This window comes from Roseomonas sp. TAS13, assembly GCF_001950415.1.
In the GTDB taxonomy this organism is placed as follows: domain Bacteria; phylum Pseudomonadota; class Alphaproteobacteria; order Acetobacterales; family Acetobacteraceae; genus Roseomonas; species Roseomonas mucosa.
The window spans coordinates 1-11,601 of the sequence record NZ_BDLP01000127.1; the positions used below are offsets into that span (position 1 = coordinate 1).

Annotated in this window: 11 protein-coding genes; 4 read left to right on the forward strand and 7 right to left on the reverse strand. The window is 71.1% G+C overall.

Annotation, left to right across the window (positions count from 1 at the left end; translation table 11 throughout):
• Positions 1–1,025, reverse strand: a 1,025-nt coding sequence (locus tag ROTAS13_RS11715; protein ID WP_075822431.1) for a glycosyltransferase family 4 protein, incomplete at its 3' end; no start/stop codon positions are given.
• A gap of 346 nt (positions 1,026–1,371) precedes the next feature.
• Between ROTAS13_RS11715 and ROTAS13_RS11720 the strand changes: the two genes are divergently transcribed.
• Together ROTAS13_RS11720 and ROTAS13_RS11725 are read left to right on the forward strand one after the other, a co-directional pair.
• A complete protein-coding gene (locus ROTAS13_RS11720; RefSeq protein WP_075822432.1) occupies positions 1,372–2,805 on the forward strand; it encodes a M17 family metallopeptidase in 1,434 nt (477 codons plus the stop codon).
• Positions 2,806–2,921: 116 nt separating this feature from the next.
• Entirely contained in the window at positions 2,922–3,332 is a 411-nt protein-coding gene (locus ROTAS13_RS11725; RefSeq protein ID WP_027297276.1) for a MarR family winged helix-turn-helix transcriptional regulator, read from the forward strand.
• A gap of 284 nt (positions 3,333–3,616) precedes the next feature.
• On the opposite strand, the gene ROTAS13_RS11730 is transcribed toward ROTAS13_RS11725, so the two are convergent.
• From ROTAS13_RS11730 to ROTAS13_RS11745, 4 genes are all read right to left on the reverse strand, one after another.
• The gene (locus ROTAS13_RS11730; RefSeq protein ID WP_075822433.1) at positions 3,617–5,275 is read right to left on the reverse strand and encodes an ABC transporter ATP-binding protein; all 1,659 of its coding nucleotides are present in this window, start codon (positions 5,273–5,275) and stop codon (positions 3,617–3,619) included.
• Positions 5,276–5,286: 11 nt separating this feature from the next.
• Complete coding sequence (locus ROTAS13_RS11735; protein WP_019462363.1) at positions 5,287–6,318, reverse strand: ABC transporter permease; 1,032 nt, start codon at positions 6,316–6,318, stop codon at positions 5,287–5,289.
• Between the two features lie 62 nt (positions 6,319–6,380).
• Complete coding sequence (locus ROTAS13_RS11740) at positions 6,381–7,481, reverse strand: microcin C ABC transporter permease YejB (RefSeq protein WP_027297275.1); 1,101 nt, start codon at positions 7,479–7,481, stop codon at positions 6,381–6,383.
• Positions 7,482–7,490: 9 nt separating this feature from the next.
• On the reverse strand, positions 7,491–9,371 hold the full coding sequence (locus ROTAS13_RS11745; protein ID WP_075822434.1) for an extracellular solute-binding protein: 1,881 nt from the start codon (positions 9,369–9,371) through the stop codon (positions 7,491–7,493).
• A gap of 278 nt (positions 9,372–9,649) precedes the next feature.
• Here ROTAS13_RS11745 and ROTAS13_RS11750 point away from each other — a divergent pair, with 278 nt between their 5' ends.
• Entirely contained in the window at positions 9,650–9,829 is a 180-nt protein-coding gene (locus ROTAS13_RS11750; protein WP_019462360.1) for a hypothetical protein, read from the forward strand.
• 42 nt (positions 9,830–9,871) lie between these two features.
• Here the strand turns inward: ROTAS13_RS11750 and ROTAS13_RS11755 are convergent, their stop codons facing one another.
• Positions 9,872–10,666, reverse strand: coding sequence for an inositol monophosphatase family protein (locus ROTAS13_RS11755; protein WP_075822435.1), 795 nt, complete (start codon positions 10,664–10,666; stop codon positions 9,872–9,874).
• Between the two features lie 11 nt (positions 10,667–10,677).
• Positions 10,678–11,220, reverse strand: coding sequence for a cytochrome c family protein (locus tag ROTAS13_RS11760; RefSeq protein ID WP_019462358.1), 543 nt, complete (start codon positions 11,218–11,220; stop codon positions 10,678–10,680).
• A gap of 242 nt (positions 11,221–11,462) precedes the next feature.
• Between ROTAS13_RS11760 and ROTAS13_RS11765 the strand changes: the two genes are divergently transcribed.
• The coding region (locus ROTAS13_RS11765) for a cytidylyltransferase domain-containing protein (protein ID WP_371329186.1) at positions 11,463–11,601 on the forward strand (139 nt) is incomplete at its 3' end.

The following is an 11,601-nucleotide window of genomic DNA, read 5'->3' on the forward strand; positions in this document are numbered from 1 at the left end:
GCCCGCGCCCCCGGCTCCAGCAGCCGCGCCATGGCCGCCGCCAGGGCAGGGGCCTCCGCCGCCTCCGCCACCACGCCAGGGGCGGCCCGGGGCGCGACCCCGCTCTCCGCGCCAAACTGTTCCGCCAGCCCGCCCACCGGCGTCGCCACCACCGGCACGCCCAGCGCCAGGGCCTGCGACAGCACACCGGACTGGCTGGCCTCCCGATAGGGCAGCACCACCGCCCAGGCCTGCCGCAGCAGGGACGGGATCTCCGCATCCGCCACCCAGCGCGGCTCCACCACCACGCCCGGCAGGGCGGCAAGCCCCGGCGCGCAGGCTTCCGCATCGCCCTCGCCCACCACGCGCAGCGTCGCCTCCGGATGCCGCTCCCGCAGCAGGCGGAAGGCATCGCGCAACAGGTCCAGCCCCTTGTAGGCCCGCAGCCGCCCGAAGAAGAGGAACCGCCCCGGCACGGCCCCCCCGGCCAGGGCCTCCGGTCCCGGAGACACCTCCACCGGCACGCCGAGCGGCAGGCGCAGCAACGGCAGGCCGGGCCGCAGCGCCGCCACCTCCCGCTCCACCGCCTCGGAGAACACCACCGCCGCCCGCGCCGCCTCCAGCTCCTGCCGCAGCCGCCAGTCCCAGAGCAGGGAAGGGTCCCCCGGATGCGGCCGCGCATCGTGCACCGAGGGCACATAGGCGATGCCCGCCCGGGGCAGGGCCGGGGCCACGAAGGGCGTCCAGACATGGTTCATGGCGGACAGCACAAGGTCCGCCCGCATCCGCCGCGCCTGCGCCACCAGCCCGCCGCGCATCGAGGGCAGCCGCGCCAGCCCGGCCAGGGCACCCGGTGCGCCACGAAAGGTCCGCACCACCTCCAGATCGGCATCCAGCGTGCGGAAGGCGTCCAGCGCCTCGAGCCGGTCCGCCAGGGACAGGCCGAGCCGGATATCGGGCCGCCGCGCCAGGGCCCGCGCCAGGTTCAGCGTGTGCTGCGCCCCGCCGCCCCGCCGCCCCCAGTACCAGAGGAGGAGATGGATCACCCCCGGCGCCTATCATCCCGCGCCCGGGCTGCAAAGACGGCTCGCGACCCCGCGCCGCCGGGGGCTCGGAAGCGCCCCTGGCCCATTATCCGAATCGCCCGGCCCCCCGATGCCTGGAATCCCATCCCGTAGCCCAGCATGGCCGCGCCGGAATTCCATTTCCCGGCACGCCGGACGCTCGGGAAACGCGTTACAAAGTATCGCAGTGTTTCCGAGAGTGAAATAACCGGCGGGTGGCCGGAAATTGCACGATTTGCCCTTCACGAGCGAAGGTCATTCGTGAGACGGATACAACCGTTCTCACACAGCACCTCAAACAAGGAGCGGAGCAGTCCGGTTTCGTGGCATGATGATTCCACCGCCTCTTTCCCGGCCTTCCGCCCTGCTGCCCACCGACAGCCAGGCCAGCCTGCCGCTGCACGCCACCGGGCAGGAAGGGCTGGAGGCTTTCGCCGCCACGCTCGACCCCGCCGCCGCAGCCTTTCTCCGCGCCTCCGGCTTCAAGGCCAAAGCCGGGCAGATCGCCCTGCTGCCCGGGCCAGAGGGGCTTTCCGGCGCCGTGCTCGGCCTCGGCGATGCACCCGCCGCTGCCCGCGCCGAGCCCTGGAGCTATGGCGACCTGCCCCGGAACCTCCCCGAAGGCACCGCCTGGCACCTGGAAGGCGAGGGGCCCGACCCCGCCGCCGCCACGCTGGGCTGGGGCCTGGGCGCCTATGCCTACACCGCCTTCAAGCCGGCGAAGCGCGAGCCCGCCCGCCTCGTCACCCCGCCCGGGGCAGGGGAGGCCGCCAGCACCGCCGCGCTGATCCACTGGGTGCGCGACCTGATCAACACCCCCGCCGCCGATCTCGGTCCGGCCGAACTCCTCGCCGCCGCCCGCGCCATGGCGGAGGCCGAGGGCGCGGCCTTCGAGACGGTGGAAGGCGACGCGCTGCGGCAGGGCTTCCCCGCCCTGGCCGCCGTTGGCGGCGGCAGCCCGCGCGCGCCCGCCGTCGGCATCCTGCGCTGGGAGGGTGCCGCGGACGGCCCGCTCGTCGCGCTCTGCGGCAAGGGCGTCTGCTTCGACACCGGCGGCCTCGACCTCAAGCCTTCCGCCGGCATGCTGCGGATGAAGAAGGACATGGGCGGCGCCGCGGTGGTGCTCGGCCTCGCCGCGCAGATCATCCGCGCGCGCCTGCCGGTGCGCCTCCTCGTCCTTGTCGGCGCCGTGGAGAACAGCATCTCCGGCGAAGCCTTCCGGCCGATGGACGTGCTGCGCACGCGCAAGGGCCTCACCGTCGAGGTCGGCAACACCGATGCCGAAGGCCGCCTCGTCCTCGCCGACCTGCTGGCCTTCGCCGCCGAGCAGTCGCCCGCGATCATCCTGGATTGCGCAACGCTGACGGGCGCGGCGCGCGTGGCTCTCGGCCCCGATCTGCCCGCGATCTTCTCCAACGATGACGCGCTGGCGCGCATCGTGCAGCGGGCCGGCGACGCGCATCACGATGCTGTGTGGCATCTCCCATTGCGGCGCGGTTACGATTCGTGGTTGGACAGTACCATCGCGGATCTCAACAACGTCGCCTCGCGGCCCATGGCCGGTGCAGTGGTCGCGGCGTTGTTTCTCAATCGCTTCGTGCCGGCGGCAACGCCCTGGCTGCACGTCGATCTCTATGCCTGGAACGATGCCAGCCGTCCCGGGCGCCCGGAAGGTGGCGAAGCGCAGGCGCTTCGCGCCTTGCATGCCGGAATCGCCGATTGGCTCTCCCAGCGGGAAAATGCCGGAAGCGAAACGACATGAGGGCATGACGGTTCCACAAGCGGCATCGCTTGCGGCGCCGCGATCACCAGTCCCGGCCGTTGCGGGTCCAGAACCCGTGCGGGGCTGCCAGAAGAAGAGAAGGATGGAAAAAACTGATGTCATCGAAGATCAGCGGAGATGAGCTCGTAGAGATCCTGCGCGACACCGTGGTCGCACTGGTTCGTCGTGATGGCCCCGACCTTTCGGCCCGGCAACTCGGCGTCTTCCTGACCACCTATCTCTCCGACGGCCCGCATACCGTGCGCGGTCTCGCCGCCACGCTGAACGTGTCCAAGCCGGCGATCACCCGCGCGCTGGACCGTCTGGGCGAACTCGACCTGACCCGCCGCAAGACCGATCCGCAGGATCGCCGCAGCGTGCTGGTCCAGCGCACACCCAAAGGCACGTCGCTGCTGCGCGAGATGTCCACCATCATGGGCGAGGCGACGCGCGGCGAAGCCGGCACCGCCAACCCGGCCAACGAGCCGATGGTGGCCGATCCCCGCCTGCGTCACGTAGCGGCCTGAGGTCAGACTTCCCCGGCGGCGGCCGGCGGCCAACCGCCGCCGCCCGCGCCGGAGCTCTTCCGTGCCAGGACACCCCGGCCCGCGCTTTCCCCGCCCGCCACGCTCGATCCGTTCCGGCGCCGCGCTGTCCCGGGAGGAATGCGCCGCCTTTCCGCCAGGACCCTACAGGCCCTGAACCCATTTTCGCCGGTTCTCGCCGCGGCCGGATCGCGCCGGAGAGCAGAGTTCCCCCCCCGCAGCCAGCGGCAAGGCGCGACGCTTCCCGGAAAAGCCTTCCGGACGGATCAGCCGGGAACAGCCGGAGCTTCATCCCCGCCGGGGACGGCCAGCGGCCCTCCACGGGAGGTCTCGAAGGCCGCCGCCATCAGCACGCGCGTATAGTCCTCGCGCGGCGCCGACATCACCTGCTCCGTTTCGCCGCTTTCCACCACGCGCCCATCCTTCATCACCAGGATGCGGTGCGCCATGGCCCGCACCACGCGCAGGTCATGGCTGATGAAGAGATAGGCGAGCCCATGCTTCGCCTGCAACTCGCGCAGCAACTCCACCACCTGCGCCTGCACCGAGACGTCGAGCGCGCTGGTCGGCTCGTCCAGCACCACCAGCTTCGGCCGCAGCACCAGCGCCCGCGCGATGGAGATGCGCTGCCGCTGCCCGCCCGAGAACTCGTGCGGATAGCGATGCGCCGAACCGGGATCGAGCCCCACCTCGCGCAGCACATCCGCCACCCGTGCCTCGCGCTCCGCCCGCGACAGGGCGGGCTCGTGCACCGCCAGACCCTCGGCCACGATGTCCGCCACCGTCATGCGCGGCGATAGGCTGCCGAAGGGGTCCTGGAACACCACCTGCATGCTTCGCCGCAGCGGCTGCAGCGCGCGCCGCCCCAGCCCGTCGATCCGCTCGCCCTCCAGCCGCACCGAGCCCTCGCCGCGCTCCAGTTGCAGCACGGTCAGCCCCAGCGTCGTCTTGCCGGATCCGCTCTCGCCCACCACGCCCAGCGTCTCACCGCGCCGGATGGCGAGCGAGACGCCATCCACCGCCCGCACCTCCGACACCACGCGCCGCATCAGCCCACGCCGCACCGGAAAGCGCACGCGGATGTCGCGCGCATCCAGCACCATCCTCGCCCGCGCCGCGACCGGCGCCGGCCCGCCATGCGGCTGCGCGTTCAGCAGCATCCGCGTATAGGGATGCCGCGGATCGGCGATCACCGAGGCCGTCTCGCCCTGCTCCACCGCCACGCCGTTCTGCATCACCACCACCCGGTCGGCATGGCGCCGCACGATGCCCAGGTCATGGGTGATCAGCAGCATCGCCATGCCGCTCTCGCGCTTGAGCTGGTCCAGCAGGTCCAGGATCTGCGCCTGCACCGTCACGTCCAGCGCCGTGGTCGGCTCGTCCGCGATCAGCAGCTTCGGGTCGTTGGCCAGTGCCACCGCGATCATCACGCGCTGCCGCTGCCCGCCCGACAACTGGTGCGGAAAGGCGTCCAGCCGGCTTTCCAGCGCCGCCAGCCCGGCCCGCCGCAGCAGCCGCCGCACCTCCTCCTGCAACGCCGCGCCGCGCAGCGGCCGGTGCAGCGTGATCGCCTCCGCCACCTGCCGCCCGATGCTGTGCAGCGGGTTCAGCGAGGTCATCGGCTCCTGGAACACCATCCCCGCCACGCCGCCGCGCAGCCGCCGCAGCTCGCCCTCCTTCGCGGACAGAACCTCCACCCCGTCCAGCCGCACCCGGCCCGAGGGATTGCTCCCCCCCACGGTCAGCAGCCGCAGGCAGGACAGCGCCGTCACGCTCTTGCCCGACCCGCTTTCCCCCACCAGCGCCACCGTCTCCCCCGGCCGTACGTCAAAGGAGACGCCATGCACCACCGGCGCCCCGCGAAAGGCGACCTGGAGGCTCTCCACCGCCAGCACGGGCTCGCTCGCGGCCTCGCTCACGGCCATCAGCCCCGCCCTCATCCGCGCCCCCCCGGCAGCTTGCGCGGATCGAAGGCGTCGCGCACCGCCTCGCCGATGAAGATCAGCAGCGTCAGCGTGCCCCCCAGCACGGCGAAGGCCGTGGCCCCCAGCCAGGGCGCCTGGAGGTTGTTCTTCGCCTGTGCCACCAGCTCCCCCAGCGAGGGCGAACCGGGTGGCAGGCCGAAACCCAGGAAGTCCAGGCTCGCCAGCACCGTGACACTCCCCGACAGGATGAAGGGCAGCAGAGTCAGCGTCGCCACCATCGCATTGGGCAGGATATGCCGCGCCATCACCCGCGCATCCGACACGCCCAGCGCCTTCGCCGCCCGCACATAGTCCAGGTTCCGCCCGCGCAGGAACTCCGCCCGCACCACCCCCGTCAGGCTCATCCAGGAGAAGAGCAGCAGGAAGAGCAGCAGCGTCCAGAACCCCGGCTCGATCACCGAGGACAGGATGATCAGCAGGAAGAGCTGCGGCATCCCCGACCACACCTCGATGAAGCGCTGGAAGCCCAGATCCACCCAGCCGCCGTAATAGCCCTGCACCGCCCCCGCCGCGACGCCGATCGCCGAGGCCGCGAAGGTCAGCGCGAAGCCGAACAGCACCGAGATCCGGAACCCCCACACCACCCGCGCCAGCACGTCCCGCGCCTGGTCGTCCGTCCCCAGCCAGTGCCGCGCATCCGGCGGGGAAGGCGCCGGCCGCCCCAGGTCCCGCACCACCGTGTCGTAGCGGTACGGCACCAGCGGCCATACCGCCCAGCCGCGCTTCGCCACCTCCGCCGCCAGCACCGGGTCGTGCCAGTCCGCATCGGTCGGGAAGCCGTCCGGCAGGATGTCGCTCTCCGCATAATCCGTGACCACCGGGAAGAACCACCGCCCCTCCACCCGTGCCACGATCGGCCGGTCGTTCGCCAGCACCTCGGCGAACAGCGTCACCACGAAGATCACCCCGAACAGCCACAGCGAGACATGGCCCCGCCGGTTCGCCCGGAAATTCGCCCAGCGGCGCCGGTTCAGGGGACTCATCCGGGGCGGCCTCCCATGGCCGGGGCGAGGCTCCACCTCCCCCCGGAGCGCGGCACCCACCCTCAACGCCGGGCCTCGAAGTCGATCCGCGGGTCCACGAGGGTATAGGCGAAGTCGCCGATGATCTGCATGACGAGGCCGAGCAGCGTGAAGACGTAGAGCGTGCCGAACATCACCGGGTAGTCCCGCCGGATCGCGGATTCGAAGCCGAGCAGCCCGAGGCCGTCGAGCGAGAAGACGATCTCCACCAGCAGCGCGCCGGTGAAGAGGATGCCGATGAAGGCCGAGGGGAAGCCCGCAATGATCAGCAGCATGGCGTTGCGGAAGACATGGCCGTAGAGCACGCGCTGCTCGCCCGCCCCCTTGGCCCGGGCCGTCAGCACGTACTGCTTGCCGATCTCGTCCATGAAGGAGTTCTTGGTCAGCATCACCAGCCCGGCGAAGCCGCCCACCACCAGCGCCACGGTCGGCAGCACCATGTGCCAGGCATAGTCCAGCGCCCGCTGCCAGAAGGGCCAGCTCTCCGAGCCCGAGGAGACCAGCCCGCGCAACGGGAACCACTGGAGGAACGACCCCCCGGCGAAGACCACCACCAGCAGGATGGCAAACAGGAACCCCGGGATGGCATAGCCCACCAGCACCACGCCGGAGGTCCAGGCATCGAACGCCGTGCCGTCCCGCACCGCCTTGCGGATGCCGAGCGGGATGGAGACCAGATAGATGATCAGCGTGGACCACAGCCCCAGGCTCACCGAAACCGGCAGCCGCTCCCCGATCAGCTCGATCACCGGCCGCCCGCGGAACAGGCTCTGCCCGAAGTCGAAGCGCAGGTAGTCCTTCAACATCGCCAGGAAGCGCTCCGGCGCCGGCTTGTCGAAGCCGAAGGCCTTCTCGATATCCTTCACCACCGCCGGGTCCAGCCCCCGTGCCCCACGATAGCCCGATCCCTCGCCGCCGCCCTGCGGCTGGGCGGGCCGCACCTCCGCATTCCCGCCCCCCTCGGTCAGCCGCCCGATGGAACCGCCGCCGCCGCGCCGCAACTCGGCGATCATCTGCTCCACCGGCCCGCCCGGGGCGAACTGCACCACGGCGAAGTTGATCAGGATGATCCCGAACAGCGTCGGGACCACCAGGATCAGGCGCCGGAGAAGATAGGCGGCCATCCGTGCCGCTCAGGCCGGGGAGCGCCGTGCCTCGGCCAGTGCCCGGTCCCGCGCGGGATCGATCCACCAGCCCTCGAAGCCGATATTGTAGCGCGGGTTGCGCGGCGGCCGTCCGAAACGGTCCCACCAGGCGATGCGGAACGTATCACTGAAATAATGAGGCACCGTGTAGAAGTTCCACAGCAGCACGCGGTCCAGCGCATGGGTGCGCGTCACCAGCTCCTTCCGGTCCGGCGCGTTCACCACCAGCTCCACCAGCGCATCCACCACCGGGTCGGCGACGCCCAGCGTGTTGCGGCTGCCGTCATGCTTCGCCGCGGCGCTGCCCCAGAAATCGCGCTGCTCGCTGCCGGGCGAAAGGCTCTGCCCGAACAGCTCCACCGTCATGTCATAGTCGAAGTGGTCCATCCGCACCTGGTACTGCGCCAGGTCGATGGTCCGCACGTTCGCCTCCACCCCCAGCCGTTGCAGCGACTGCGCATAGGGTAGGGCCACACGCTCCAGCGTCGCGTCGCTCAGCAGGATCTCGAAGCTCAGCTTCTGCCCCTGCGCGTTCACCATCTGCCGGTCGCGCACCACCCAGCCCGCCTGCCGCAGTAGATCCAGCGCGCGGCGCTGGTTGTCGCGGTTGTTGCCGCTGCCATCCGTCACCGGCATCTTGAAGGGCTGCGTGAACAGCTCCGCCGGCAGCCTGTCGCGATAGGGTTGCAGGATCTCCAGCTCACGCCCCTCCGGCAGGCCGGAACAGGCGAGCTCGGTGTTGTTGAAATAGGAATAGGCACGCTTGTAGGAGTTGTAGAACAGGTTGGCGTTCATCCACTCGAAATCGAAGACCAGCCCCAGCGCCTCCCGCGTCCGCCGGTCGGCGAAGATCGGCCGCCGCAGGTTCATGGCGAAGCACTGCATCCCCACCGGCATCTCGTGGTGCAGCTCGTCCCGCTTCACCAGCCCCCGCTGCACGGCGGGGAAATCATAGGCGGTGGCCCAGGAACGCGCGATGTTCTCCTGCCGGAAGTCGATCTGCCCCGCCTTGAACCCCTCGAAGGCCACCGTGGGATCGCGGAAATACTCGAAGCGCTGCACGTCGAAGTTCTGCAGCCCCTTCATCGTCGGCAGGTCGCGGCCCCAATAGTCCTTCACCCGCGACAGCACCATGCTGCGCCCCGCCTCGAAGCGCTCCACCTTGTACGGCCCCGAGCCCAGCGGCACCTCCAGCGAAGGCTGCGCGAAATCCCGCCCTTCCCACCAATGCTTCGGCAGCACCGGCATCTGCCCGATGATCTGCGCCAGCTCGCGGTTGTCCGCGTTGCGGAAGCGGAAGACCACCCGCCGCTCGCCCTCCGCCACCGCCTCCGCCACATCGGCCCAGTAGGCACGGAAGCGCGGATGCCCCTTCTCCATGATCGTGGCGAAGGTCCAGGCCACGTCCGCCGCCGTCAGCGGCCTCCCGTCATGCCAGCGCGCCTCCTCCCGCAGCTCGAAGGCCACCCAGCGGTTGTCCGCCGGCACCTCCACCAGCTTCGCGAGATGCGCATAGGCGGCGCTGGCCTCGTCCGAGCTGTCCATCAGCAGCGTCTCGTAGAGCAGCCCGATCCCCACCGCCGACGTGCCGCGCAGGATGAAGGGATTGAAGGAATCGTAGGAACCCAGCGCCGTCCGCACCATCTCGCCGCCTTTCGGCGCCTCGGGGTTCACCCAGGGCCAGTGCGCGAAATCCGGCGGCAGCGAAGGATCGCCCAGCAGCGACAGCCCATGCACCCGCCGCACCGCCGCGCCGGAGGCGGGGGCCGGGGAGGGGGTCGCCGCGCCCTGGGCCAGGGCGGCACGTGACCCCAGGCCCGGCAGGGCGGCGGTCGTCAGGGCGGTGGCGAGCAGGTCTCGTCTGAACATCGCGGGAAGATGCGGCTTTCCCGCCCCGCCCTCAACCTCTCCCCGCATGGCATATCGTGTCATTCGCCCCAAAGGGGATTCCAGGGAGGGGGGCGCCGCCGGGCACCGGCGGCGTGGCGAGGAATTTCATCCGCCCCCGAAACCGAATGCCGCACTGCAATGTTCCATCCTGGCACGGCGCCATTCCCCCGCCAGGGGACATCGCCGGGCCAGCCAACCATCCCGACCCCCCTGAACCCGCCGCCGAGCCCCGGCGGAGACATCATAGGAGTGCCCCGATGGCCGAGGAACAACCTGCCACGAAGAGCCTCAGCGACGCCGTGAAGAATGGCGGCCAGATGCTGCGCAACGGGCTGAACCGCCTGCGCCGCTCGCCGGACGAGCTCCTGGCCCATCTCGACGCAAAGGCGAAGAAGGCGGTGGACCGCATGCGCTCCCGCCGCCGCTGGGAAGCCTGAACGCAGCCACCCTCCGGTCCCGCCATGGGGCCGGGGCCGGCATCAACCGGGCGATGAACCCAGGATGCGCCCCGCCTGCGACAGCAGCGCCGCATCCCCCACGGCAATCACCGTGCCGTCGCCTTCCAGCGACAGCGGCCGCCCGTGCCAGTCCGTGATCCGCCCGCCCGCGCCCTCCACGATGGGCACCAGCGCCGCCCAGTCCCAGGGCTTCATCGTGGAATCCACCACCACGTCGATCAGCCCCAGCGCCAGCAGGCCATAGCTGTAGCAGTCCCCGCCCCAGCTCACCCGCCGCACGGCGCCGCAGAGCGCATCCCGCGCCGCGTATTCCTCCGGCCGGAAGATCGTGGGGCTGGTCATCGCCAGCTCCGCCGCCGACAGCGCCGGACAGGCCCGGCACCCCACCGTCCCGCCGAGGCCGCCGCGGAACTCCGTCCGCCGCCCCGTGATCCCGGTCCAGCGCTCCCCCGTCGCCGGCTGGTCGATCACCCCCAGCACCGGCCTGCCCCGGTGCAGCAGCCCGATCAGCGTGCCGAACAGCGGCCGCCCGGTGACGAAGGCCCGCGTCCCGTCGATCGGGTCCAGCACCCAGACCCACTCGGCCTCGGGCCGCACGGAGCCATGCTCCTCCCCGATCACCCCATGCTCGGGAAACTCCGCCAGCAGGTGCTCGCGCAGCACCAGCTCCGCCCGCCGGTCCGCCTCGGTCACCGGGCTGGCGTCGCCCTTGGCTTCCACCAGCAGCGCCGAGCGGAAGAGCGGCCGGATCGCCGCCCCCGCCAGGTCGGCCCCCGCCTGGGCGGCGGCGACGAAGCTCTCGGGAAGCACGGGCATGTCGGGCACCGTCAGGGGGTGGGGAGGGGAGGCGGGTTGTCCGACAGCGTCCGCAGATAGGCCAGCACATCCGCCCGCTGCTGCGGGCTGCTCAGCCCGGCATAGGCCATGCGCGTCCCCGGCATCGCCTTGGCCGGCGCCGAGATGAAGCGGTTGATCGCCTCGTAGTCCCAGACCTTGTCGGCAAGCGCCTTGTTCGCCGGGGAATAGTTGAACCCGGGCTCCACCGCGTGGTGCCGCCCGACGATGCCGTACAGGTTCGGCCCCACCCCGTTGCGCCCGTTGTTCTCGAAGACATGGCAGGCGCTGCATTGCCGCTGCACCAGGGTCTTGCCCGTCTCCGCATTGGCATTGGCCAGCAGCGACGCGACGGGCGGCACCTCATAGGGTGCGGGCGCCGCGGCACCGGCCTCGGCCGGCGCGTCGCCGATCTGGATCGCAGGCTTCTCCAGCCGGTGCGGGGAAACGACGACACTGCCGATGAAACCGGCGACTCCGAAGACGACGCCCGCCGTCAGGATCGCCGCAAACGCCTTGTTCCCCTCCAGGCTCATCGCCCCGTCGTTCCCTTTTATCGTTGTTGCCGCGCCCGCGCGGGCCGCGTCGGCGGCGCAATCCCCACCCCGGGCCCCGGCCAGGCCTCCCGGCCCGCCCCCGGCACGGCCTCCATCGGGAAGGCCGGGGGGATGCGACCGGACGGCCTGCGCGAAACCCGTTCAGGCCCTGGTTTGCGCCTGCCCCCCGGCTCCATTACAAGCGCCCGGACCTTAATCGTCCAAGGCCCGTCTCACAACCCGTGCGCCCGCTCGTCCTGATCCCCGCCCGGATGGCCTCCACCCGCCTGCCGGACAAGCCGCTCGCCGACATCCACGGCAAGCCGATGATCGTCCACGTCCTCGACCGCGCGCGGGAGGCCGATATCGGCCCCGTCGCCG

What these genes read in the sequence shown, in the direction of transcription:
- ROTAS13_RS11735 (WP_019462363.1), bottom strand. Translation starts at nt 6,318, where the DNA reads ATGAGTCCCCTGAACCGGCGCCGCTGGGCGAATTTCCGGGCGAACCGG.
- ROTAS13_RS11760 (WP_019462358.1), bottom strand. Translation starts at nt 11,220, where the DNA reads ATGAGCCTGGAGGGGAACAAGGCGTTTGCGGCGATCCTGACGGCGGGC.
- ROTAS13_RS11720 (WP_075822432.1), top strand. Translation starts at nt 1,372, where the DNA reads ATGATGATTCCACCGCCTCTTTCCCGGCCTTCCGCCCTGCTGCCCACC.
- ROTAS13_RS11740 (WP_027297275.1), bottom strand. Translation starts at nt 7,481, where the DNA reads ATGGCCGCCTATCTTCTCCGGCGCCTGATCCTGGTGGTCCCGACGCTG.
- ROTAS13_RS11725 (WP_027297276.1), top strand. Translation starts at nt 2,922, where the DNA reads ATGTCATCGAAGATCAGCGGAGATGAGCTCGTAGAGATCCTGCGCGAC.
- ROTAS13_RS11755 (WP_075822435.1), bottom strand. Translation starts at nt 10,666, where the DNA reads ATGCCCGTGCTTCCCGAGAGCTTCGTCGCCGCCGCCCAGGCGGGGGCC.
- ROTAS13_RS11745 (WP_075822434.1), bottom strand. Translation starts at nt 9,371, where the DNA reads ATGTTCAGACGAGACCTGCTCGCCACCGCCCTGACGACCGCCGCCCTG.
- ROTAS13_RS11750 (WP_019462360.1), top strand. Translation starts at nt 9,650, where the DNA reads ATGGCCGAGGAACAACCTGCCACGAAGAGCCTCAGCGACGCCGTGAAG.
- ROTAS13_RS11730 (WP_075822433.1), bottom strand. Translation starts at nt 5,275, where the DNA reads ATGGCCGTGAGCGAGGCCGCGAGCGAGCCCGTGCTGGCGGTGGAGAGC.